This is a genomic window from Streptomyces sp. NPDC107500, from assembly GCF_055582785.1.
Map to the genome: position 1 here is coordinate 150,330 of NZ_JBVJPF010000004.1, position 22,549 is coordinate 172,878.

Below are 22,549 nucleotides of genomic sequence, written 5' to 3' on the forward strand. Positions count from 1 at the left end.
TGAGCCGCCATGCCCCGACACCTCAAGTCCCCCGTACCCGCGGCCCGAGTGACCGCGGCCCGGGCGGACGTCGCCGAGCGCGTCCGCGTCATCCTCGACGACATCCGCGAGCGCGGCGACGACGCCGTACGCCGGTACTCCGAGAAGTTCGACGACTGGAGCCCCGAGTCGTTCCGCCTCTCCCCCGACGAGATCCGCCGGATCGTCTCCCAGGTGCCCGACACCGTCCTGGACGACATCCGCTTCGTGCAGGACCAGGTCCGCACGTTCGCGCAGGCCCAGCGTGACGCGCTGGCCGACGTCGAGATCGAGACGCTGCCCGGCGTCCGCCTCGGTCACCGGCACGTCCCCGTGTCCGGCGCCGGCGCGTACGTACCCGGCGGGCGCTACCCGCTGACCGCGTCGGCGCACATGACGATCGTGACCGCCAAGGTGGCGGGCGTCCCCCGGGTCGCCGCCTGCACCCCGCCGATCCGGGGTGAGATCCCGGCCGCGACGGTCGCGGCCATGCACCTGGCGGGCGCCGACGAGATTCATCTGCTGGGCGGTGTCCAGGCCGTCGCGGCGCTGGCCGTGGGCACCGAGACCATCGACCGCGTGCCGATGCTCGCCGGGCCCGGCAACGCTTACGTGGCGGAGGCCAAGCGGCAGTTGTTCGGCGAGGTCGGCATCGACCTGTTCGCCGGACCCACCGAGATCCTGGTGATCGCCGACGAGCACGCGGACCCGTTCGTGGTGGCCGTCGACCTGCTGTCGCAGGCGGAGCACGGCCCGGACTCCCCCGCCGTGCTGGTCACCACGTCCGAGGAACTGGGCCGCGAGGCCGAGCGCCACATCGAGCGCCTGCTGCCCGGCCTGCCCACCCGGGACTTCGCCGGCCCGGCCTGGCGCGACCACGGCGAGATCGTGGTCGCCGACAGCCTCGACGACGCCTTCCGGATCGCCGACTCCTACGCGAGCGAACACGTGGAGGTGCTGACCGAGAACCCGCGCCAGGCCCTGGACAGGATGCGGGACTACGGTGCCCTCTTCCTCGGGGAGGGGACCTGCGTCTCCTACGGCGACAAGGTCATCGGCACCAACCACGTCCTGCCCACCCGCGGCGCCGCCCGCTACACGGGCGGCCTGTGGGTCGGCAAGTACCTCAAGACCGTCACCTACCAGGAGGTCACCGACACCGCGTCCTCCGCGCTGCTCGGCGAGGTGTGCGGCCGGGCCGCGCGCGTCGAGCTGTTCGAGGGGCACGCCCGCTCCGGCGACGTGCGCGCCGCCAAGTACGGCCGGGGCCGCCTGCCCTGGAACGAGGAGGGCGCCGCGTGAGCCCCCGCACCGCAGCACCGGGCGCACCCACCGCTGCTCCGTTGGCCGGGCGTACCGCTCTGGTCACCGGGGGAGGCAGCGGCCTCGGCCGGAGCATCGCGCGGCAGCTGGTCGCCGACGGGGCACGGGTGGTGATCACGGGTCGCGACGGGACCCGGCTCGCGGAGACCGCCGACCGTCTCGGCCCGGACGTCTCGCACCGCGTCTGCGACGTCTCCAGCCCCGAACAGGTCGCGGAACTCGCGGACGACCTGGCCGGCGAGGAGATCTCGATCCTGGTCAACAACGCCGGGACGGCGGGGCCGGTGGCACCGCTCACCGAGATCGACCCGCGGGAGTGGGACGAGGTCTTCCACGTGAACGTGCGCGGGGTGTTCCTGATGTGCCGGGCCTTCCTGCCCGCCATGACCGCGCGAGGCGCCGGCGACATCGTGAACATCGCCTCGGTCTCCGGCAAACGCCCGCTGGCGCGGCGCACTCCCTACTGCGCCTCGAAGATGGCGGTCATCGGGCTCACCACCACGCTGGCCGCCGAGGCGGGACCGCAGGGCGTCATGGTGAACTCCCTTTCCCCCGGGCCCGTTTCCGGCCCCCGCATGGAGCGCAACTTCCGGCTGGAGGCAGAACGCACGGGCAGTTCCCCCGCCCAGGCCGAGCAGGCGTTCGTGGCCCGCTCCGCCCTGGGGCGGATGGTGACCGAGGACGAGGTCGGCGAGGCCGTCACCGCGATGCTGCGCATGGGCGGTCTGTGCGGGGCCGACATCGACCTCTCGGCCGGGATGGTGGCCCGGTGACGGCGCGCGGCACACCCCGCCGCGGCCTCAAGCGGCGCCTGGCGGCCGGCGAGCGGTTGCGGGGCGCCCTGCTGCGGCTCCCGTCGGAGACGCTGGTGGAGATGGCGGGGGTCGCCGGACTCGACTACGTCGTCATCGACTGCGAGCACGGGCCGGCCGACCTGACCCTGCTCCAGCATCACCTCACGGCCGCGGCGGCGCACGGACTGGACGTCCTGGTCCGCGTCGGCTCGGCCGAGCCGGCCCTCGCGCTGCGCTGCCTCGACCTGGGCGCCGCGGGGCTGATCCACCCCCACGTCGACAGCCGCGAGGACGCCCGGCGTGCGGTGGCCGCCAGCCACTACCCGCCGTGGGGGGAGCGCGGTTTCGCCACGTACAGCAGAGCGGGCCGGTTCGGCACGGTCGGCGCGGCCGAGCACGTGGCCGCGTCCCGCGAGACCCTGGTCGTGGCGATGGTCGAGACGCGGCGCGCCTGCGATGCCGCCGACGCCATCGCCGGCACCGAGGGGGTGGACGCGGTCCTGGTGGGCCCCGCCGACCTCGCCGCCGACTGCGGCTTTCCGGATCCCGGCGTGGTCGACGCCCTGATCTCTCGGGCGCACGACGCGACGCACGCCAACGGGCGCGCCGTGATGGCGATCGTGCCGCACCTCGACGCCGCCAGGGCCGCCGAGCGGCGGGGCGCACAGCTCGTCGTCTACAACATGGCCCACGTCCTGATGGACACCCTGCGCTCCCTGACCGAGCCCGGGACGACGGACGCGACCGGGGACCCGGACTGACGGGGCGAACCCTTGACGCCCCCCGCACGGATCCTTAGTGTTCACCAGCAGTTCATACGTATGCATGCCCAGCCTGCATCCTCATCCCCTCTCTCCCCCCTCCCCCTGCGCGATCGGAGAAGCCATGTCCGCCGCAGCACCGGCCTCCCCAGCAGTCGGCTCTCCCCAGTCCGACACGGACAAGCGACACGCGATACGCCGAGCCATCGGCGCGGGCAGCATCGGCAATTTCGTCGAACAGTTCGACTACGGCCTGTACGGCTACATGGCCCCCATCATGGCCCCGGCGTTCTTCCCCGAGAGCGACCGGACCGTGGCGGTGCTGGGCACGTACGCGATCATCGCCATCGCCTGCCTGTTCCGCCCGCTCGGCGGCACCCTCGTGGGCCGCTGGGGCGACCGGGTCGGCCGCAAGAAGACCCTGTTGTGGACCATCGTCGCCATGGGTGTGACCACCGCCCTGATCGGCATGCTGCCCACGTACCAGCAGATCGGCATCGGTGCGCCGCTCCTGCTCCTGCTGCTCCGCGTCGTCCAGGGCGCGGTCTCGGGCGGCGAGTACGTGGGGGCCGTCGCCTTCATCGTGGAGTGGGCGGAGCCTAACCGCCGCGCCTACTACACGTCGTACGCCTCCAACAGCTGCTTCGTCGGCACCCTCGCCGGCGCCGGTACGGCGGCCCTGACCAGCTGGGTGTTCCAGGGCGAGGCCCTGGACTCGTACGGGTGGCGCCTGCCGTTCCTGCTGGCGATCCCGCTCAGCCTGGTCGGGGTGTGGCTGCGTCGCCACATCGAGGAGACCCCGGAGTTCGTCCGCGCCACGGCGGAGGGCGCGGACGTCGTCAAGTCGCCGGTCCGTGAGGCGCTGCGCTCCCAGTGGCGGCCGATCCTGGTCTTCTGCGGGATCTCGATCATGCTCGCGATCCTGTCCTACAGCTGGGTCACGTTCTATCCGCAGTACCTGACCGACACGCTCGGCCTGCCGCGCTGGATGGGCCTGGCCTCGAACGCCATCTCCATCGCGGTCCTCATCCCCTTGCTGCCGCTGGCCGGCATGCTGTCCGACCGGATCGGACGCAAGCCGATGCTGGTGACGGGAGCGATCGCGTGCATCGTGCTGGTCCCACTCGCCTTCCGGGTGGGCGAGGAGGGCACCTTCGGGGCCGCGGTGGCCAGTCAACTCATCTACATCGTGCCGGAGTTCTTCCTCACCGGCATCGTCACCGTCTGCGCGGCCGAGCTGTTCTCCACGCGCACCAGGTTCAGCGCGAGCGCCATGGCGTACAACAGCTCGTTCTCCATCTTCATGGGCATCACGCCGTTCGTCGCGACGCTGCTGGTCAGCACCTTCGACACCATCTACGCCGTCTGGGCCTACCTGGCGGCCGGCGCCCTCCTGGCGCTGGTCGTGGTGAGCGCCTTCATGACGGAGACGTACCGGAGCCACCTGGGTGCGGACAAGTTCGCCGCCCGCCAGTGACCTAGCAGTACATACGCATTCAGTATCCACGCATCCACACCCGACCGCACAGATGTCACCGAATCACAGGAACGGACAGCACCATGCCTCTCGACCCCGTCGCATACCTCCCCTACAAGGACCCGGACGACTTCATCCGCGAGGTGACCGACCGCATCTGGGTCGACCGGGACATCGCCCACATCGTCGACAACTACGAGCCCGACTCGATCGTGCACACCAGCCTCGGCACCGTCGTCGGCCGTGACGGCGTCATCGAGGGCACCACCATCCGCATGGGCAGCACGCCGGGCCACATCGGCCAGGCGGAGGACGTGGTCTGGGAGGCGCGCGGCGACGACGCCTTCCTCAGCTCCCACCTGGTCTTCTCCGCCGACGAGCACCTGGTGGACGGCCGCAACGTCCGCATCCGCAAGCGCACGGTGGCCAACTGCCTGTACCGCAGGGGCCGGATGGTGGAGGAGTGGGTGGTACGCGACGAGCTGGCCGACTGCCTCCAGCGCGGCGTCGATCCCGCCGAGGCGGCGCGCCGGCTCACCTTCCAGGGCTACAGCGGCTCCATGCTCGACGAGCCGCCGACGGACGTGCTGCTGGAAGGCGTCAGCGGCGCCCGCCAGGACGAGTACCGTCCCGAGTGCGAGATGGTGCTTCAGTTCATCGACGAGGTGTGGACGCGGCGCCAGTTGCACCGGGTCAACGACTTCATGGTCCGCGACCTGTTCCTGCACACGGTCGGCGACCGTACCGTCATCCGCCCCGAGCGCTACCAGAGCGACCTCCTCGCCATGGTCGGTCCCTTCCCCGACGCACGGTTCGCCGTCCGGGACATCCAGACCAACCACTCACCGCGCTACGCGGGTCTGCGCGTCGCCGTCCTGTGGACCATGCACGGCACCTACCGCGGCACCCCCGCCTTCGGCCCCCTCACCGGACGGCCGGTGACGGTGCTCGGGGTGTCGCAGTTCCTGATCCAGGACGGCCGCATCGTGAAGGAGGTCCGCGTCTACGACGAGATCTCGCTCCGCGCGCAGATCGACGCGGGACGCGAGGAGGGCCCGCAGGTGGAGGCCAACATCTACTGAGCCTCTCCCCTGTCGTCGGCGGTCCGGCACTCGAGTGCCGGGCCGCCGACGAGGTGGCCGTGGTCCACGGCCACCAGCTCGTCCTCGAAGCGGCGCGGGTCGACGGGGCCGGTAGGGTGTCCTCGGGACCTGTTCAGCCATGACTCGCGGGAGCCGTGGGTCGTCGGCGGCTACTGCGGCGGGTTGAGCTTGCGGAAGTAGGTCCAGCTGGTCTCGTTCGGCTCGCTCCACTTCTCCGGGGCGTGCGCGAACTCCGGATGGTGAGCGGCGATGTACGCGCGGGTGCGATCGGGAACCTCGGTGTACGCGCCGAGCTTGCGGCCCCGGCAGTGGAAGGTGAGGCCGCCGGGCCGCTGCCCGCGGGCCATCCACGGAAGCCACGGGGACATCCGGGACCACGACATGGTCGCCGGGACACTGGGCGCGGGGCCCGCCAGGTCGGCGCGGTCGGCGAAGAACTGGAAGAGCTCCAGAGCCCTGTACGTGTCGCCGGCCGAGTGGACCGGGTACTGGGCCACGGGCAGCGGTGAGGGGTAGGCGAGGGGGATCTCCAGGCTGAAGCAGACCTGTCCGCCGAGTTCGGTCGTCGGGACGGGGAAGGGTCGCCACTTCTGGTTCGCCGGGTCGTTCCAGACGTGCACGACCGGCAGGTCCCGCCAGGTCTCCAGGATCTCGCGGCTGACGGGGTCGAGGTAGAAGGCGGCCTCGCGGGTGAGCAGGCGGTAGGCGTCCGGACCTCCGTCGGCGTCCTGGACGAGGCGGGCGACGTTGACCCCCTCGAAGCCGAAGAGACGCTCGTACGGCTCGTCGGGGCCCCAGGCGTACACGTCACCGGTCCACCAGTAGGTGACCTCCTCGCCGTCCAGCGAGGCACGGGTGCGGGCGAGGGCGCGGAGCTGTTCTGCGGGTGTCGTCATGGGAAGTACTCTGCGCGATCACCGCGGTGACGCGGCGCCGATCAGCCCGGCATGGAACGGAATTGACCAGAAAGAAAGCTTCACCCGGAGCGGGCCCGGACCACACACCCGGCCGGGATCGGGGTGACGTCAGGGGTCGCTGGGGGGTCTCCCCGATGTTCCGTGCCCGGCTGGTCGGCAGGGTGGGGGCATGACCTCAACGCACATGTCACGAAGGGCATTCGGGCACGTGGCGGTGGCCGGGACCGCCGCAGTGGCCACCGGCCTGGCACTGCCCGGGCATCGCGCCGGCGCCGCGCCGATGCCGCTGCCGCCGCCGCTCCCGCCCTTGGACCCCGCCGCGCTTCAGGCGGTCATCGACGACCGCGCGGCCCCTCCGTCGACCGCGGCGCGGCTCAGGATCGGCGGGACGGCCGGCCACTGGCGCGGCACCTCGGGCCTCGCCGACCTCGGGAGCCGGCGTCCGGTGCGGGCGGGTGACAGGATCCGGATCGGCAGCGTGACCAAGGTCTTCGTCGCCACGGTCGTCCTCCAGCTGGTGGCGGAGCGCCGGTTGACGCTGGACACGCCGGTGCGGCGGATCCTTCCGGGCCTCTTGCCGGACCGGTACGGCGCGATCACCGTGGCCCACCTGTTGAACCACACCAGCGGGCTGCCCGACCACGTCGGCATCCCCGAGCCGGAGACGGCCGAGGAGGTGTTCCGGCACCGCTTCGACCACTGGACACCGCGCGAGTGGGTGGCGACGGCGACGCGCGGTCCGCTGAAGTTCGCGCCGGGTACCCGGCAGGAGTACCGCGGCATCAACTACGTGCTGGCCGCCCTGATCATCGACAGGCTGACCGGGCGCCCGTACGGCGAGGCGGTGACGGCCCGCGTCCTGCGCCCGCTGGGCCTGACCCGCACCGCCGTGCCGGGAGACGACCCGCGCATCCGTGGCCGGCATGTGCACGGGTACCTCAGAACGGCGGACGGCCGGCTGCGGGACATCACCGAGTACGACCAGTCGTCGGCCCGCGGCGAGGGCGACATGATCTCCACGGTGGACGACGTGGACCGGCTGCTGACCGCGCTGTTCTCGGGCGAACTGCTGCCGCCCCGGCTGCTCCGGCTGATGTTCACCCTGCCCCCGGACGAGGTGCGCATGCTCGACGGCAGCCCGGCCCGCTACAGCACCGGACTGCAACAGGCCGCCGTCAACGGCGTCGTCCTGTGGGGCAAGACCGGCGAGACGTACGGCTACAAGAACGCCGCGTTCTCCACCCGCGACCAGAGCCGCCGCTTCGTCCTCGCGTACCACCCGACGACGGTACGCGACGGTACGGAGAGCCAGCTGATCGCCCGGGTGGCCGACCTGCTGACGCGCGCCCCGGACAGCGCCGGGTGACAGCCCCGCCATCCCGGGTTCGGACGCGGGCGTTGCGGGAACCGCGGACGGGATGCTTGCGTGATCCGTGGTGCCGGAGCTACCGGCAGGGGCGGATCGACGGAGGTCGCGCACGTGGAACGGGGCGCTCGGATCGGGGACCGGTACGAGCTGGAGGAGCAGCTCGGTCGCGGGGGCATGGGTGAGGTCTGGTCCGGTCGTGACCGCGTTCTGCACCGCAGGGTCGCCGTCAAGCTCCTGTGCCGCGACGAGCACGCTCCCGCCGAGCTGATCCAGCGGTTCGAGCGGGAGGCCGTGGCTGCGGCCCAGATCAGTCATCCGAACATCGTCGCCCTGTACGACCGCGGTGTCTCCGGCGACCTGTGGTACCTCGTCATGGAGCGGGTCGAGGGCACCAGCCTGGCCCACGACATGCACGAGCACGGTCCGCCGCCACTGGACCGGGCGCTGGAGATCGCGTCGCAGGTCTGCGCGGCACTCGTCGCGGCGCACGACGCGGGTGTCGTCCACTACGACATCAAGCCGTCGAACGTCATGCTCACGGCCGGGGGCTCGGTCAAGGTCGTGGATTTCGGCATCGCCGGTTTCACCCATGCCCACACGTTCACCGTGGCGCCCACGACGCTCCTGTCCCCCGTCGGCACCGCCCAGTACGGAGCGCCGGAGCAGTTCCTGGACCAGCGCGGTGACGAGCGTTCGGATCTGTACGCCCTGGGCGGCCTCCTGTTCGCCCTGCTCACCGGCGAGCCGCCCTTCGGCGACGGCGGCGCCCTCTCGTTGATCCGCCGCAAACTCGACGAGGAGGCCCGGCGGGTGACCGACCTGCGCCCCGACGTCCCCGCAGCGGTCGCGGATCTTCTCGCCGGGCTTCTGCGGCGCGACCCCGAGGCGCGCCCTCGCTGCGCGTCGGACGTACACGAACGCCTGGCCGGCCTGCGCCGGGAAGCGGCCGTCCCGGCAGGTGAACGCGACGGTGCCGAGGCGGGGCCGTCAGCCGTCCGCGAGCCTGTGGCGACCCGTCCGCTCACCGCCGCCCCCGACAGGAGCGCCCTCGGTCCGGACGTCACACCCGCAGCGCCGGCCGGCGCCGGAACGACGGTACGGCGTTGGGTCACGGGACGTACCCTTCCGGTGCTGGTGGCCCTGGTGGCCACCGGCTTCCTGGCGACCACCCTCACCACCTACTACGCGGACGCCTGGGGAGACGACCCGTCGAGCCCTGGCCCCACCCCCACCTTCACCCCGGCGCGATTCCAGCGGATGCCGGACCTGTGCGGCTACCTGCAACGCAACGACATGCGGGGACGGGAGGAACTGCCCGCCGAGGAGCTGCTCGACGACGGCAACAACAACAGCAGGCAGGCGAACTGCGGTTGGGCCAGCCCGGACAGCCAGAGGTTCGACACCTATCAGTTGATCGTCAGCGCGCAGTTGTACTCGTCGGAGGAGGCCGCGACCAAGGAGCTGGGAAAGTTCACGCTGGGGCGCCGCTCGGGGGACTCGCCCGGCACGACCAAGGTCCTCGAGGAGGTGGGTGACCACGCGGTCAGATCGATCATGGACGAGAGACGCCGGGCGGACGGAAAGTTCAACAGCTCGTGGGTGCATTTCCGGCAGGAGAACCTGATGGTGACCGTCTGGTACTCGGAAGACGTCACGTTGGACGAGTCGGACAGCACGGAACGCGTCGCCGACGTCGCGCGCGGGCAGGCCACGTCCCTGGATCAGTTCGTCACCGAGGAGCCCGAGAACCGGGAGAAGCCGGTCTGGGGCTGACGCGACGTCAAGTTTGGTGCGGTGGAGCCGGGTCGGTCTCCGGGGACGGGCGGAGGAAGGCGCGGGCCCGGGGGGTGTGCTGGTAGTGGACGTGGCGGCCGGAGCGGCTGCGGTGCACCAGGTCGGCGGCGAGGAGGCGGGTGAGGTGGAAGGAGACCGTCGCGGGGGCGAGGTGGTGCAGGGCGGCCAGCGCCGTGGTGGTGCGCGGTTCGGTCAGGCTGTGGAGGATCGCCAGTCGGGTGGCGCCGAGGACGGGCGCGATGCGCGGGCCCGGGTGGCGTGCTGCGCCCATCGGGATGGCGAGCTGGGCCTCCTCGCGTCGCAGGGGGGCGTGCAGGCCGACCCGGTCCAGGAAGAGGCTCGGGATGAGCGTGAGGGGGTGTGTGCCGCCTACCTCGCCCTCGTAGGCAGAGGTGACCTGTAGTGCGCCGTCCTGCCAGCGCAGGGAGGAGTGCAGGGCCGCGAGGGCACCACCGAGTCCTTCGCGGGCCGCGACGGCGCCGTGCCGTTCCACGAAGCCCTCGAAGCTCGCGGTGGTCTCGGACCAGCGGGGCGCCATGGTCTTCGACCACAGCCAGTGCAACTCTCGGGCGAGACGCTCCCGCAGTTCGCCCTCGCCGACCTCGATCCTGGGCCGCACCCGCTCCTCGGCGCGTTCGAGCTGGCCTTCGCGCAGCCAGGGGCAGCGGCTGCCCCGCGCCGGTCCCCCGGCCAGGAAGGCGGTGAACTGGGTTCCCACCGTGCTCGTCGGGGTCGTGGCGACGGCGTGCAACTGGTCCTCGACCGACGGCAGGAAGGTACGGGGTGCCGGCGTGAGCAGTTCCGGGAGGTAGGCGGTGTATCCGCGGGACACGGCGGCGAGCGTCGGCAGCCGGCCGGAGGACAGCAGGGCCCCGAACCGGCGGAGGGCGGGCGAAGGTCTGCGGACCTCGGACACGGCCACCAGCGCGGCTGCCAACTCCCCCACGGGTGACACGGCCCAGCGCAGACCGGCCAGCCGCTCGGCGGGCATGTGCAGGCGAATCACGAGTCCGCTCCCCTGTGCGTTCTCAACCCCGATGAACGGTTCGCCGCAGACCGGCATTCGAACCTGATCGAATCAACGCGTCAGGCAGGCGTTCGGTTCCTAGGCTCCGGGGACCACCGTCACAGCCGTAGGAAAGGCATCACCCCGTGCACCAGCAGATGATCTTCGTGAACCTGGCCACCAACGACCTCGACGCGGCCAGGAAGTTCTTCGCCGAACTGGGCTTCGCCGCCGACGACACCTTCAGCGACGACACGACGGCGGCGATTCCCCTCAGCGACACCATCAACGTCATGCTGCACACCCACCGCAAGTACGCCGAGTTCACGAAGAAGCGGATCGTGGACTCGACGTCGTCCAGCGAGGTGCTGCTCGCCCTGAGCGCCGCCGGCCGGGAGGAGGTCGACGCGCTGGTCGAGAAGGCGGTGGCCGCCGGGGGCTCGGTCACCGGTGAGCCCCAGGACCACGGCTTCATGTACGGCCGCGCCTTCGACGACCTCGACGGGCACACCTGGGAGGTGATGTGGATGGATCCGACGGCGGCGCAGGGCTGATTCCGGCGGTCGCCGCGGTCACTCCGAGGCCGGCGCGTGCGGGCCGGTCGCCGGTGGTTCGGCCGGACGGTCCCGTCCGCCGTCGCGGCCGGACACCACCACGATCAGAAGACCCACGACGACGGCGGCGACGAGGACGCGTCCGGCGGCTCGCGCAGTCCATCCCGCCCGGGACGCGCCCTCGTGCATCCCGGGCGCGGCCAGTCGCTCGGCGCGCCGGGCCGGTCGCATCAGACGCAGCAACAGCAACGCCGCGACGGGGAGTTGCAGCAGCCACAGCACGGTGCGCGGCCACTCCCCGTACCAGACGTTGGTCCCGTACAGGAGGGTGTGCCCGACGCTCAGCACGTACACGACGATGACGAACCGGTGCAGTCGCCGCCAGGCGTTCGCGCCGATGCGGTGCCGGACGTAGAACAACAGGCCCAGGGGTACGGCCAGGTACAGGGCGGCCTGGCCGACGGGGATGGCGATCCGGCCGGTGCCGGAGTCGTACCAGCCGGGTACAAAGCTGTCCGCGAAGGCGACCCAGAGCCGCTCGGCCCATCCCACCTTCGTTTCGTAGCGCACGAGTTCGGCCGCGAACATCAGCGCGTGCGCGAACATCAGGGCCATCGTGGTCAGGCTGGTCGTCCGGTGCCAGCGTTCCAGAACCTGCCGGGTGACGGGCAGCCGGGTGGGGCGCGGTCCGGACAGCAGCAGTCCGAGCATCACCGTGCCCCACGCCCACAGCAGGCCGGACCAGCCGAACGCCTGGCTGAGCAGGTACATCCAGTAGGTGCCCGGATCGTCCATGAACGGCATGACCGCGACGGTGGCCGAGTCCCCCGACCCCATGCGCGCGTAGAGGAACGCGAACACGGCCGCCGTGACCGCCACCGCGGCGGAGGCGTCGGGCACCGCGGACCTCAGATCACCTCGGAGGGCGGGGCGGTCGGCGGGGCGGCGCTCGGGTCCGGTTCGAGGGGCGGCCGGCCCGTCTTCCTCAGGCCTCGCGTTGGACACCATCAGGGGCCTCCCGGGCGCCGCCGCCGCGACGGTGCGCGTGTGTCGTGGGGCCATCAGTCTGGCCGACGGGACAGCGGGGCACCGAGTCGCGATCAAGCCGAGGCGTCGCGGGTGTACGGCCGAAAAGGTGCGGTGGCGCGGGTACTTGGCCGACCGCCGCGCTCAGCGGGAACCGTCGTCCGCGACCGGATAGGGCACGAAGGTGCTGCTGTTCTGGTCGACGAGCAGCCCTCGGCCCAGCGGTGGCGCGGCCCGCTGGGAGCAGTCGAGGCGCTCACAGACGCGGCAGCCCATCCCGATGGGGGTCGCGGCGGCGGCGTTGCCCAGGTCGAGGCCGTCCGAGTAGACGAGCCGGTGGGCGTGACGGGTCTCGCAGCCGAGGCCGATGGCATACGTCCTGCCGGCTTCGTTCCACCGGCCTCGGTGGCGGGTGACCGCCCGGGCGGTCCACAGATAGCGCTGTCCGTCGGGCATCTCGGCGATCTGGACGTGGATGCGGCCGGGGGCGGCGAACGCCTCGTAGACGTTCCACAGCGGGCAGGTGCCGCCCGCCCGGGAGAAGTGGAAGCCGGTGGCCGACTGCCGCTTGGACATGTTGCCGGCCCGGTCGACGCGGACGAAGGAGAACGGTACGCCGCGCAGCCGGGGCCGCTGGAGGGTGCTCAGGCGGTGGCAGACCGTCTCGTAGCCGACGCCGTAGTGGTCGGTGAGCACGTCGATGTCGTAGCGGGCCTCCTCGGCCGCGGCGTGGAAGGTGCCGTAGGGCAGGATCAGCGCGGCGGCGAAGTAGTTGGCGATGCCGATGCGGGTCAGGGCGTGCGGTGCCGAGCCGGGCGTGAAGTCCTCGGCGGCGAGCCGGTCGAGGGCGTCCCCGTGCTCCAGCAGGGCGAGCTGCGTGGCCATGCGGAAGGCGCGCCGCCCGGGACGCAGGCGCGACGACAGGTACAGGGTGCGGGTCGCCTCGTCGTAGTGGTGGAGCCGGTCGCCGGCCTCGGCGGCCAGGTGGACGCCGTGGGCCTGGGCGAGTCGGGCGGTGAGGGCGCCGATCACCTCGCCCGGACGTATGCCGATCTCCGCGGCCAGGCGCTCGGCTGACAGGTCGGTGTCGTGCAGGTAGTTCTCGCGCCGGTAGAAGAAGTCCCGGACCTCCTCGTGGGGTGAGGCGGCCGCCGGCTCGCCGGCCCGGCCGTCCGTGGCGCCGGCCAGCCGCTCGGACAACCGCTGGTTGCGCCTGCCGAGGTCGAGCAGGACGCGGGCCACTTCGGGCATCCGCGCCGCGAGGTCGGTCAGGTCGGCGGCGGAGACCCGGGACTCTGCGATCTCCGTGGACAGGGCCTCGCGCAGGTCGGCGACGAGGCGGGTCGTGTCGCGTGCGGAGAAGAACCCCGGGTCGACGCCGAACGCCTCGGTCAGCCGCAGCAGCACGGGCACCGTGAGCGGCCGGGAGTCGTGCTCCATCTGGTTGAGGTAGCTCGGCGAGATGCCGAGGACCCGGGCCAGCTCGGCCTGGCTCATCCGACGGTCCTCACGCAGGCGCCGCAGCCGCGCCCCCGCATAGGTCTTGCTCACGGCCACTCCTCCGCACCAGGAAACCGACCGACAGAGTACGGGACGATGCCCTGCCGTGGGGCCTTCGCAAGATTGGCAGAATCCGGCCGGAAGATTCGCAGAACTTGGCATTCATCCACGGTTGATGGCACTCAGTGCCAGTGTCAGAGTCTCAGTGCGGCCCGCCGGAACCGGTGGACGGCCACCCGGGACCGACCCGCGATTTCATGCCCTGACGTCGTACGGATCGGTGTGGGTGACCCTGCTCACCGGCAGCATTGCTCATCCCGCCTCCAGGGGTCCCGGCGGGCCGCAGCCACAGGACAGACACGCAGTGCCACGCCCGATGCCGACCGGTTCGGGATTGGCAGACACCACAGACCGAGGAGACGGTGACAGTCATGGCAGAGGCTAGGACACAGGCGGCCGAGGAACTCGCGCGGCGCTGGGCCACCGACCCGAGGTGGCGGGGCATCGAGCGCACGTACGGCGCCGACGAGGTGCTGCGGCTCTCCGGCAGCGTCCGCGAGGAGCACACCCTGGCCCGGCGGGGTGCCGAGCGGCTGTGGCGGCAGCTGCACGACCTGGACTACGTGCACGCCCTCGGGGCGCTCACCGGCGGGCAGGCCGTGCAGCAGGTCAAGGCGGGCCTCCAGGCGATCTACCTGTCCGGCTGGCAGGTCGCCGCCGACGCCAACCAGGCCGGGCACACCTACCCGGACCAGAGCCTGTACCCGGCCAACTCCGTGCCGCAGGTGGTGCGCCGCATCAACAACGCGCTGCTCCGTGCCGACCAGATCGCCACGTCCGAGGGCGCCGGGGACACCACCGACTGGCTCGCGCCGGTCGTCGCCGACGCGGAGGCCGGTTTCGGCGGCCCGCTGAACGCCTTCGAACTGACCAAGGCGATGATCGCCGCCGGCGCGGCCGGCATCCACTACGAGGACCAGCTCGCCTCCGAGAAGAAGTGCGGCCACCTCGGCGGCAAGGTGCTGGTGCCGACCTCGCAGCACATCCGCACCCTCAACGCGGCCCGCCTCGCCGCCGACATCGCCGACGTGCCGACCGTGATCGTCGCCCGCACCGACGCACTCGCCGCCAACCTGCTCACCAGCGACGTCGACGAGCGCGACGCCGAGTTCGTCACCGGCGAACGCACCGCGGAGGGCTTCTACCGGGTGCGCAACGGCATGGCTCCGGTCATCGCCCGCGGCCTCGCCTACGCGCCGTACGCCGACCTGATCTGGGTCGAGACCGGCACCCCGGACCTGGCCCAGGCCCGCGAGTTCGCCGAGGCGATCCACGCGCGGTACCCCGACCAGATGCTCGCCTACAACTGCTCGCCGTCCTTCAACTGGAAGGCGGCGCTGGACGACGACCATATCGCCAAGTTCCAGCGGGAGCTGGGAGCGATGGGCTACAAGTTCCAGTTCATCACCCTGGCCGGTTTCCACTCCCTGAACCACGGCATGTTCGACCTGGCCCGCGGCTACGCCGAGCACGGCATGACCGCCTACGTCGACCTCCAGGAGAAGGAGTTCGCCGCCCAGGCCCAGGGCTTCACCGCCGTCAAGCACCAGCGCGAGGTCGGCACCGGCTACTTCGACCTGGTCTCCACCGCCGTCAACCCGGCCTCCTCCACCACCGCTCTCGCGGGGTCCACGGAGGAAGAGCAGTTCCACTAGGCAGCCGGGCCGGGCCGCCCGCGCGGCCCGGCCCGCCCTCCCCTCTCCCAGGAGATCGCCATGACCACCCTCGCACCGCCCCACCAGCTCCGTGTTCTCGCCGCTCCGGGCCACCGGCACGACGAGATCCTCACCCCCGCCGCCCTGGACTTCCTCGGCCGTCTCGCCGCGGCCTTCGGGGAGCGCCGGCGGGACCTCATGAAGGAACGCCGCCGCCAGGCCCTGCGGCTCGCGTCGGGCTCTCCGCTCGTCTTCCCCATGGTCACCGCGGCGGTGCGGAACGATCCGTCCTGGCGGGTCGCGCCGCCAGCACCCGGTCTGACCGACCGGCGGGTGGAGATCACCGGCCCGCCGAACCGGCGGATGGCCGTCAACGCGCTCAACTCCGGTGCGAAGGTCTGGATGGCGGACTTCGAGGACGCCACCTCGCCCACCTGGGACAACATCGTCGACGGCCAGCTCACCCTGCTCGACGCCGTCGAGCGCCGTATCGACTTCACCACGCCGGAGGGCAAGGAGTACCGGCTCGCCGACCGCGACCGGCTCGCCACCCTCATGGTCCGCCCGCGCGGCTGGCACCTCGACGAGGAGCACCTGGAGTTCGACGGCGGGCCCGTGCCCGCGGCCCTCGTCGACTTCGGCCTCTACTTCTTCCACTGCGCGCGGCGGCAGATCGACGCGGGCCGTGGCCCCTACTTCTACCTCCCCAAGCTGGAGAACCGCTACGAGGCCCGCCTCTGGAACGACGTCTTCCTGCTGGCGCAGGAGTTGCTCGGCATCCCCCGGGGCACGGTCCGGGCCACCGTCCTCATCGAGACGATCACCGCGGCGTTCGAGATGGAGGAGATCCTTTACGAGCTGCGCGAGCACTCCGCCGGTCTCAACGCCGGCCGCTGGGACTACCTCTTCAGCATCATCAAGACCTTCGGGCACCGCACCGACTTCCTCCTCCCGGACCGCGCGAGGGTCACGATGACCGCGCCCTTCATGCGCGCCTACACCGAACTGCTCGTGCGCACCTGCCACAGGCGCGGAGCGCACGCCGTCGGCGGCATGGCCGCCCAGGTGCCTGGCGGCGATCCGGCCGCGAACGAGGCGGTCTTCGCCAAAGTGCGGCTGGACAAGGAGCGGGAGGCGGAGGACGGCTTCGACGGCTCCTGGGTCGCCCACCCGGCCCTGGTGCCGGTGTGCCGCGACGTCTTCGACGGCGTCCTCGGCGAACGGCCCCACCAGCTCGACCGCACCCGCGACGACGTCGAGGTCACGGCCGTCGATCTGCTGTCGGTCCGCCGGGTCACCGGCCCGCCGACCCCGGAGGGCGTGCGCACCAACATCTCCGTCGCGCTCCGCTACTTCGCCGGCTGGCTGCGCGGTGAGGGCGCGGTCGCGGTGGACGGGCTGATGGAGGACGCGGCCACCGCCGAGATCGCCCGCGTGCAGGTCTGGCAGTGGCTGCGGCACCGGGTGATCGACCGGGAGACCGTGCTGCGGCTGCTCGACGAGGAGGTCGTCGCGCTCGGCGCGATCTCCCCGTGGGCGTCCTTCGACGACATCCGGGCGCTGTTCGAGCGGACGGTGCTGGCGGGTGAGCTGCCGCTGTTCTTCACCCCGGACGCGTACACCCGCCACCTCGTGCGGCGGACGGAGACCGGGTCATGAGCGTCGGCATCAGGCGTGTGGGTGTGGTCGGCGGCGGGCAGATGGGCGCCGGCATCGCCGAGGTGTGCGCCCGGGCGGGCCTGGACACGGTGGTGTGCGAGGCCGACGCCCTCGCCGCCCGCACCGCCCGGGACCGGGTCACGGCGTCCCTCGACCGCGCGGTACTACGCGGGAAGCTGGGGCCGTCGGACGCGGAGGACGCGCTGGCCCGCCTCGTGTTCACGGGGAGCCTCGACGACCTCGCCGACCGCCAGCTGGTCGTCGAGGCGGTGGTGGAGAACGCGGACGCCAAGGCGGAGGTCTTCGGCGCGCTCGACAAGATCGTCGAGGATCCGGAGGCCGTGCTGGCCACCAACACCTCCTCGCTGCCGGTCATGCGGCTGGGCATGGCGACCGGCCGCGCGGACCGGGTCGTGGGCCTGCACTTCTTCAATCCCGTGCCGGTGCTGCCCCTGGTCGAGGTCGTCTCGTCCCTGCACACGTCGGCGGCCACGGTCTTGCTCGTCGAGGACTTCGCGACCCGCGCACTCGGCAAGACGGTGGTCCGGTCACAGGACCGGGCGGGGTTCGTCGTCAACGCGCTGCTCGTCCCGTACCTGTTGTCCGCGGTGCGGATGGCGGAGTCCGGCTTCGCCACCGCGGCGGACATCGACGCGGGCATGGAGCTGGGCTGCGCCCATCCCATGGGGCCGCTGCGGCTGGCCGACCTGATCGGTCTGGACACGGTCGCCTCGATCGCGGAGTCGCTGTACGACGAGTTCCGCGAGCAGTTGTACGCCCCGCCGCCGCTGCTCCAGCGCATGGTGGAGGCGGGGCTCCTCGGCCGGAAGACCGGCCGGGGGTTCCACACCTACGACCGGGTCTGACCGCCGGGTTCCGGCGCGGTGCCGGCCGTGGTGGCGAGCCCGAGTTCGTGCTCGCCGAGGGGGGTGAAGAAGCGCTCGACGTCCGCGTCGGTGACGTCGGCCAGGACGGCCGGCGTCCAGCGGGGGTCGCGGTCCTTGTCGATGATCTGGGCGCGGATGCCCTCGACCAGGTCGGGTGCGGTCAGTGCCGCGCAGGAGACGCGGTACTCCTGGTCCAGGACCCGTTCCAGGACCCGTTCCAGGGAGCCGAGATCGCGGGCTCTGCGTACGGCGGCGAGGGTGACCTTGAGGGAGGTCGGCGACCTGGTGAGCAGGGTCTCGGCGGCCTCCTTGGCGGCCGGATCACCGTGGTCGTACAGCCGCCGCACGGCCTCCTCGACGCCGTCCGTCGCATAGCAGGCGTCGATCCAGGTCCGGTGCGCGGCCAGGACACCCTGCGGGGGCGCCTGCGCGTACCGGGCCAGGGCCTCGGCGGCGGGCAGTTCGGCCAGTTCGTCGGCGAGGTCGCCCAGCGCCGCGGAGGGCACGTAGTGGTCGGCGAGACCGCAGAGCAGGGCGTCGGCGGCGCCGATCTGTGTGCCGGTCAGAGCGAGGTGGGTGCCTAGTTCGCCGGGGGCGCGGGCGAGCAGGTGGGTGCCGCCGACGTCGGGGACGAAGCCGATGCCGGTCTCGGGCATGGCGATCCGGGAGCGTTCGGTGACGATCCGGACACTGCCGTGCGCGGAGACGCCGACGCCGCCGCCCATGACGATGCCGTCCATGACGGCGACGTACGGCTTCGGGTAGCGGGCGATACGGGCGTTGAGCCGGTACTCGTCGCGCCAGAAGGCGGCCGATGCCGTGCCGTCGCCGTCGCGGGCGTCGTCGTGGATGGTCCGGATGTCGCCGCCCGCGCACAGGCCGCGCTCGCCGGCGCCGGTGACGACGACGGTCTCGACGGCCGGGTCCCGCTCCCAGGCGGTCAGCGCCTCGTCGACGCGGAGCACCATCTCGTGGGTGAGGGAGTTCAGGGCCCTGGGGCGGTTGAGGGTGATGTGCGCGGCCCGGCCGGTGGTGTGCAGGAGGACGGGTGCGTCGGTGCCGTTCATCTCGACACCGTACTCGGCTCCACGCGACGAGGGGGTCTCCGCCCTGCGGCGGAGCCCCCTCCCGGTCGTCACCGGTCGCCGGCGAACCAGTCCTTCTGCGGGGTCTTGGCAGCGAGCGCGCCGCAGTTGGAGCCGTAGTTCCAGGCCTGCAGGTTGTCGATGACGCCGCCCCACTCCACGCAGGCACCTCGCGCGAAGGCGTACACCGGCCCGGCGTACGAGCGGTACTCGCCCGCGTCGTACATGTCCTCGCTGCTGTCGACGTTGCGCACGTAGGCCACCATGTACTTCGGTGCGCCGGTGCTGTTGCGGATGGTCACCGTGCAGTTCTTGCCCGTTGCCGAGTTGTAGGTGAGGTAGACCGTGCCGGTGTTCCCGATCGGCATGGAGTTCACCACCTTGTAGCCGGAGCCGCAGACCCCGTTGTACGCGGCGGTCGCGCCGTTGGTGGCCGCGCCGGCGGCGGGAGCGGTCACCAACAGCGCCGCTCCGATGGCCCCGACGGCGATCAACGACGTACCCACGGCTTGCATGGAACGCTTCATGGCGCCTCGATCCGTGAATCGGACTGGCCTCCCCATGGTGTTGCTGAAGCCACCCGTTGAGACCTTTGCGCCTGTTCGGTGGTTGTACGCCGTTGACGGCTGTTTACGGCCATTCGTGAAGAAGATCGCGGAGTGGCCGCCTACTTCCCGTGCGGGTCGGTCGCGTTGAGTGCGGCCACGACCTGGTCGTAGTCGCCGCGGGCCTCCCCGTAGCGCAGGAACCTCACGCGCTCGACCTGGATCTCCCGGGCGTCGGGCTCGGCCTCGATCAGGCCGACGGCCTCGGTGACGAACTCGTCGAGCGGCATGGCGTGCTCGTTGTTCTCCTGGCCGGGCAGCAGCGCGGTGCGCACGGAGGGGGGTACGAGTTCCACGACCTTCACGGAGGTGTCGGCGAGCTGGAGCCGGAGGGACTCGCTGAGCATGTGGATCGCGGCCTTCGACGCGTTGTAGCTGGGCGTGACCTTGAGCGGGGTGAAGGCCAGGCCCGAGGAGACGGTCATGATCGTGGCGTCCGGGCGGGTCCGCAGGTGTTCGACGAAGGCGGCGATGAGCCGGATCGGGCCGAGCACGTTGGTCGCCACCGTGGACTCCGCGGTGGCGAGGAAGGTGGCGGGGTCGTGCCAGTCCTCGGCGTGCATCACGCCGGCCATCGTGACGAGGACGTTGAGGTCCGGGTGGTCCGCGAGCACCTGCTTGGCGGCGGTCGCGATGCTCGCGGCGTCCGTGGTGTCGATCCGCACGGTGTCGATGCCGGGGTGGTCGGCCGCGATCCGCGCGAGCAGGTCGCCGCGCCGCCCGCCGACGATGACCTTGTTCCCGCGGGCTTGCAGTTCGAGGGCGAGGGCGAGGCCGATTCCGCTGGTGGAGCCTGGGATGAAGACGGTGTTTCCGGAGATGTCCATGCCTCGATCGTGGCCGGTGCGCGGGCCCGGGTGCAGAGACCGCTTGTCGGGGGATCGGCGATCCCTGGCTCAGTCGTCGGCGCCGGGCGACAATCGACCGCATGGACCGTGCAGCACTGGCCGATTTCCTGCGCAGCCGCCGTGAGGCGCTGCGGCCGGAGGACACCGGACTTCCCGCGGGTCCCCGCCGGCGGGCGAAGGGGCTCCGGCGTGAGGAGGTCGCCTCCCTCGCCGTGATGTCGACCGACTACTACACCCGCCTGGAGCAGCGGCGCGGCCCGCAGCCCAGCGAGCACATGCTGGCCTCGCTGGCCCGTGCGCTGCGGCTCACCGGCACCGAGCGCGACTACCTGTACCGGGTCGCCGGGCACAACGCGCCGACGTCACTGTCGGCCACCACTCATGTCGCCCCGGCACTCCTCAGGGTCCTCGACCGGCTCGACGACACACCGGCGCTCGTCCTGACCGACCTGGGCGAGACGCTGGTGCAGAACCGGCTGGCCACGGCCCTGTTCGGGGACGCGTCCCGGCACACCGGGGCGGCGCGCAGCGCGATCTACCGCTGGTTCACCGACCCGGCGGAGCGGTCCCTCTACCCCGAGGCCGACCGGGACCGGCAGAGCCGCGCCCAGGTGGCGAACCTGCGCGCCGCCTACGGCCTGCAGGGTGAGCGGTCGCGGGCCGGCGAACTCGTACGGACGCTGGAGAAGGCGAGCGAGGAGTTCGCCGAGCTGTGGGCCCGGCACGAGGTCGCGCAGCGCTTCGAGGACCACAAGACGCTCGTCCACCCGGAGCTGGGCCCGATCGAGGTGGACTGCCAGGCACTGTTCACGGAGGACCAGCGGCAGACGCTCCTGGTCCTCACCGCTCCCCCGCGCACGGAGGGCTACGAGAAACTGCGCCTGCTTGCCGTACTCGGTGTCGACACCTTCTCGGAGGCGGACCGCTGACCGCGGGCCCGCGCCCACTCACTCGCCCCCGTCTGCCCTTCCCAGCTCGTCCAGTTCGCGGACGATCGAGGCGCGCAGTGCGTCGTGTCGCGACCCCAGCCGGAACCGGTCGTCGCTCCACCGGTCCCGGGGATGGAGCCAGACGGGGGCACCGATCAGGTCGGGCGGCTCCCAGTCGTAGCGCGGCCATACGTGCGCGTGCAGGAAGGGGTCCGTGTTGCCGAGGATCTTTAGGTTGACGCGGCGGAAGGCGGGGTCCAGATGCCGGCAGGCGCGTTCCACCGCTTCGCCGAGCCGGTCCATGCCGGACAGGAACGCCAGCCGTTTCGTCCTCGGCAGGTCGGACAGCCGCTGCACATCCGGCTCGTCGACGAGGAGCACCGAGTAGCCCGGCAGGAACTGGACGTCCCCGATGACCGCGAACCCCGCCGCCAGTCTCCGCATCACGGTCGGGTTCTCACCCCTCAGCGCGGCCCCGATCCGACCCGTCCGCCAGTCATCAGCCATGGCCTGAACCTACCTTTGCCGCCCACGCTCTCGAAGGCCGGCCGCCTCCGTCATGCTGGGGGCATGCCCTTTCCCGATGAGTCGGCTCCGGTGGCCGTGGTGGAGCACGAGCCGCGGTGGGCGGAGGACTTCGAGCGGCTGGCCGGTGTGCTGCGGGGTGCGCTCGGGGCCGAGGCCCGCGCGATCGACCACATCGGGTCGACGTCGGTGCCCGGACTCGCGGCCAAGGACTGCGTGGACGTCCAGGTCCAGGTCGACGCCCTCGACGTGGAGCGTCACGTCGGGCTCCTGACCGCCGTCGGCTTCCGGTGCCGTCCTGAGCCGTGGAACCGGGAGGAGATCTCGGGCGGCCGGCCCTGCCCCAAGCTCGTGTTCGCACCGCCCGTCGGCGCCCGCCGCTGCAACGTCCACCTGCGCGAAGTGGGCTCACCCAACGCCCGGTTCGCACTCCTGTTCCGCGACTACCTGCGCTCGGACACCGCCACCCGCGACGCGTGGGGCGCCTTCAAGAAGCGCCTCGCCCACAGCGTGCCGGACCTGTCCGACTACGGGCAGATCAAAGGGCCGGCGACCGAGGTGCTGATGGCTGCGGCGGAACGCTGGGCGGCCGACACGGGCTGGCATCCGGTGTCCGGCGGCCACGGTCACGCGGAGGGCCGGTGAACCCGGAAG

21 protein-coding genes are annotated in these 22,549 nt (G+C 71.7%); 13 read left to right on the forward strand and 8 right to left on the reverse strand.

Features of this window, described 5'->3' with window-relative positions; all coding sequences use genetic code 11:
* Nucleotides 1-9: 9 nt before the first annotated feature.
* The 5 genes from hisD to ACZ67M_RS17185 all read left to right on the forward strand — a co-directional run bounded on the left by hisD (nt 10) and on the right by ACZ67M_RS17185 (nt 5,455).
* Nucleotides 10-1,320: a histidinol dehydrogenase gene (hisD, locus tag ACZ67M_RS17165; RefSeq protein WP_392238413.1), complete on the forward strand. Its 1,311-nt coding sequence runs from the start codon at nt 10-12 to the stop codon at nt 1,318-1,320.
* A complete protein-coding gene (locus ACZ67M_RS17170) occupies nt 1,317-2,114 on the forward strand; it encodes an SDR family NAD(P)-dependent oxidoreductase (protein ID WP_450738436.1) in 798 nt (265 codons plus the stop codon). The genes hisD and ACZ67M_RS17170 overlap by 4 nt, the downstream gene beginning before the upstream one ends.
* Nucleotides 2,111-2,896 (forward strand): HpcH/HpaI aldolase family protein, encoded by a 786-nt coding sequence (locus ACZ67M_RS17175; protein ID WP_361364613.1) that lies wholly within the window; start codon nt 2,111-2,113, stop codon nt 2,894-2,896. The genes ACZ67M_RS17170 and ACZ67M_RS17175 overlap by 4 nt, the downstream gene beginning before the upstream one ends.
* Nucleotides 2,897-3,020: 124 nt before the next feature.
* Complete coding sequence (locus tag ACZ67M_RS17180) at nt 3,021-4,373, forward strand: MFS transporter (protein ID WP_469851518.1); 1,353 nt, start codon at nt 3,021-3,023, stop codon at nt 4,371-4,373.
* 83 nt (nt 4,374-4,456) lie between these two features.
* On the forward strand, nt 4,457-5,455 hold the full coding sequence (locus ACZ67M_RS17185; RefSeq protein WP_392012991.1) for a nuclear transport factor 2 family protein: 999 nt from the start codon (nt 4,457-4,459) through the stop codon (nt 5,453-5,455).
* A 170-nt stretch (nt 5,456-5,625) separates the two neighbouring features.
* On the opposite strand, the gene ACZ67M_RS17190 is transcribed toward ACZ67M_RS17185, so the two are convergent.
* Nucleotides 5,626-6,372, reverse strand: coding sequence for a DUF1838 family protein (locus tag ACZ67M_RS17190; RefSeq protein WP_467323873.1), 747 nt, complete (start codon nt 6,370-6,372; stop codon nt 5,626-5,628).
* A gap of 190 nt (nt 6,373-6,562) precedes the next feature.
* On the opposite strand from ACZ67M_RS17190, the gene ACZ67M_RS17195 reads away from it, so the two are divergent.
* Entirely contained in the window at nt 6,563-7,759 is a 1,197-nt protein-coding gene (locus ACZ67M_RS17195; protein WP_469851519.1) for a serine hydrolase domain-containing protein, read from the forward strand.
* Between the two features lie 114 nt (nt 7,760-7,873).
* Nucleotides 7,874-9,535, forward strand: a complete 1,662-nt coding sequence (locus tag ACZ67M_RS17200; RefSeq protein ID WP_469851520.1) for a serine/threonine protein kinase — start codon at nt 7,874-7,876, stop codon at nt 9,533-9,535.
* Nucleotides 9,536-9,542: 7 nt separating this feature from the next.
* On the opposite strand, the gene ACZ67M_RS17205 is transcribed toward ACZ67M_RS17200, so the two are convergent.
* Complete coding sequence (locus ACZ67M_RS17205) at nt 9,543-10,562, reverse strand: ArsR/SmtB family transcription factor (protein ID WP_469851521.1); 1,020 nt, start codon at nt 10,560-10,562, stop codon at nt 9,543-9,545.
* 146 nt (nt 10,563-10,708) lie between these two features.
* Here ACZ67M_RS17205 and ACZ67M_RS17210 point away from each other — a divergent pair, with 146 nt between their 5' ends.
* Nucleotides 10,709-11,116, forward strand: coding sequence for a VOC family protein (locus ACZ67M_RS17210; protein ID WP_385795714.1), 408 nt, complete (start codon nt 10,709-10,711; stop codon nt 11,114-11,116).
* A gap of 18 nt (nt 11,117-11,134) precedes the next feature.
* On the opposite strand, the gene ACZ67M_RS17215 is transcribed toward ACZ67M_RS17210, so the two are convergent.
* Both ACZ67M_RS17215 and ACZ67M_RS17220 read right to left on the reverse strand, forming a co-directional pair.
* A complete protein-coding gene (locus tag ACZ67M_RS17215; RefSeq protein WP_469851522.1) occupies nt 11,135-12,124 on the reverse strand; it encodes a ferric reductase-like transmembrane domain-containing protein in 990 nt (329 codons plus the stop codon).
* A gap of 162 nt (nt 12,125-12,286) precedes the next feature.
* Nucleotides 12,287-13,693: a short-chain fatty acyl-CoA regulator family protein gene (locus ACZ67M_RS17220; RefSeq protein ID WP_469851523.1), complete on the reverse strand. Its 1,407-nt coding sequence runs from the start codon at nt 13,691-13,693 to the stop codon at nt 12,287-12,289.
* A gap of 380 nt (nt 13,694-14,073) precedes the next feature.
* Between ACZ67M_RS17220 and aceA the strand changes: the two genes are divergently transcribed.
* Genes aceA through ACZ67M_RS17235 form a run of 3 tightly spaced genes read left to right on the forward strand, consistent with a single transcriptional unit; the run spans nt 14,074 to nt 17,882 of the window.
* A complete protein-coding gene (gene aceA / locus ACZ67M_RS17225) occupies nt 14,074-15,357 on the forward strand; it encodes an isocitrate lyase (RefSeq protein ID WP_469851525.1) in 1,284 nt (427 codons plus the stop codon).
* A gap of 60 nt (nt 15,358-15,417) precedes the next feature.
* Nucleotides 15,418-17,016 carry a malate synthase A gene (aceB, locus tag ACZ67M_RS17230; RefSeq protein ID WP_469851526.1) on the forward strand — a complete coding sequence of 533 codons (1,599 nt, stop codon included), beginning with the start codon at nt 15,418-15,420 and terminating at the stop codon, nt 17,014-17,016.
* Nucleotides 17,013-17,882 carry a 3-hydroxybutyryl-CoA dehydrogenase gene (locus ACZ67M_RS17235; RefSeq protein ID WP_469851528.1) on the forward strand — a complete coding sequence of 290 codons (870 nt, stop codon included), beginning with the start codon at nt 17,013-17,015 and terminating at the stop codon, nt 17,880-17,882. Before aceB ends, ACZ67M_RS17235 begins: the two co-directional genes overlap by 4 nt.
* Here ACZ67M_RS17235 and ACZ67M_RS17240 read toward each other — a convergent pair.
* From ACZ67M_RS17240 to ACZ67M_RS17250, 3 genes are all read right to left on the reverse strand, one after another.
* Nucleotides 17,867-18,970: an enoyl-CoA hydratase/isomerase family protein gene (locus tag ACZ67M_RS17240; protein WP_469851530.1), complete on the reverse strand. Its 1,104-nt coding sequence runs from the start codon at nt 18,968-18,970 to the stop codon at nt 17,867-17,869. The two genes, ACZ67M_RS17235 and ACZ67M_RS17240, sit on opposite strands and share 16 nt — an antisense overlap.
* Nucleotides 18,971-19,038: 68 nt before the next feature.
* Nucleotides 19,039-19,503, reverse strand: a complete 465-nt coding sequence (locus ACZ67M_RS17245; RefSeq protein WP_469852047.1) for a spore-associated protein A — start codon at nt 19,501-19,503, stop codon at nt 19,039-19,041.
* Nucleotides 19,504-19,655: 152 nt separating this feature from the next.
* Complete coding sequence (locus ACZ67M_RS17250) at nt 19,656-20,420, reverse strand: SDR family oxidoreductase (protein WP_469851532.1); 765 nt, start codon at nt 20,418-20,420, stop codon at nt 19,656-19,658.
* 101 nt (nt 20,421-20,521) lie between these two features.
* Between ACZ67M_RS17250 and ACZ67M_RS17255 the strand changes: the two genes are divergently transcribed.
* Entirely contained in the window at nt 20,522-21,370 is an 849-nt protein-coding gene (locus ACZ67M_RS17255) for a helix-turn-helix transcriptional regulator (RefSeq protein ID WP_469851534.1), read from the forward strand.
* Nucleotides 21,371-21,388: 18 nt separating this feature from the next.
* Here ACZ67M_RS17255 and ACZ67M_RS17260 read toward each other — a convergent pair whose 3' ends face one another.
* The gene (locus ACZ67M_RS17260) at nt 21,389-21,877 is read right to left on the reverse strand and encodes a diadenosine tetraphosphate hydrolase (protein WP_469851536.1); all 489 of its coding nucleotides are present in this window, start codon (nt 21,875-21,877) and stop codon (nt 21,389-21,391) included.
* A gap of 63 nt (nt 21,878-21,940) precedes the next feature.
* Here ACZ67M_RS17260 and ACZ67M_RS17265 point away from each other — a divergent pair, with 63 nt between their 5' ends.
* Complete coding sequence (locus tag ACZ67M_RS17265; RefSeq protein ID WP_469851538.1) at nt 21,941-22,540, forward strand: GrpB family protein; 600 nt, start codon at nt 21,941-21,943, stop codon at nt 22,538-22,540.
* The last annotated feature ends 9 nt before the right edge of the window (nt 22,541-22,549 follow it).

Coding starts and splice junctions, on each gene's coding strand:
- ACZ67M_RS17255 (WP_469851534.1), top strand. CDS start 20,522: ATGGACCGTGCAGCACTGGCCGATTTCCTGCGCAGCCGCCGTGAGGCG.
- ACZ67M_RS17260 (WP_469851536.1), bottom strand. CDS start 21,877: ATGGCTGATGACTGGCGGACGGGTCGGATCGGGGCCGCGCTGAGGGGT.
- hisD (WP_392238413.1), top strand. CDS start 10: ATGCCCCGACACCTCAAGTCCCCCGTACCCGCGGCCCGAGTGACCGCG.
- ACZ67M_RS17250 (WP_469851532.1), bottom strand. CDS start 20,420: ATGGACATCTCCGGAAACACCGTCTTCATCCCAGGCTCCACCAGCGGA.
- ACZ67M_RS17265 (WP_469851538.1), top strand. CDS start 21,941: ATGCCCTTTCCCGATGAGTCGGCTCCGGTGGCCGTGGTGGAGCACGAG.
- ACZ67M_RS17240 (WP_469851530.1), bottom strand. CDS start 18,970: ATGAACGGCACCGACGCACCCGTCCTCCTGCACACCACCGGCCGGGCC.
- ACZ67M_RS17235 (WP_469851528.1), top strand. CDS start 17,013: ATGAGCGTCGGCATCAGGCGTGTGGGTGTGGTCGGCGGCGGGCAGATG.
- ACZ67M_RS17190 (WP_467323873.1), bottom strand. CDS start 6,372: ATGACGACACCCGCAGAACAGCTCCGCGCCCTCGCCCGCACCCGTGCC.
- ACZ67M_RS17185 (WP_392012991.1), top strand. CDS start 4,457: ATGCCTCTCGACCCCGTCGCATACCTCCCCTACAAGGACCCGGACGAC.
- ACZ67M_RS17215 (WP_469851522.1), bottom strand. CDS start 12,124: ATGGTGTCCAACGCGAGGCCTGAGGAAGACGGGCCGGCCGCCCCTCGA.
- ACZ67M_RS17180 (WP_469851518.1), top strand. CDS start 3,021: ATGTCCGCCGCAGCACCGGCCTCCCCAGCAGTCGGCTCTCCCCAGTCC.
- ACZ67M_RS17195 (WP_469851519.1), top strand. CDS start 6,563: ATGACCTCAACGCACATGTCACGAAGGGCATTCGGGCACGTGGCGGTG.
- aceA (WP_469851525.1), top strand. CDS start 14,074: ATGGCAGAGGCTAGGACACAGGCGGCCGAGGAACTCGCGCGGCGCTGG.
- ACZ67M_RS17245 (WP_469852047.1), bottom strand. CDS start 19,503: ATGCAAGCCGTGGGTACGTCGTTGATCGCCGTCGGGGCCATCGGAGCG.
- aceB (WP_469851526.1), top strand. CDS start 15,418: ATGACCACCCTCGCACCGCCCCACCAGCTCCGTGTTCTCGCCGCTCCG.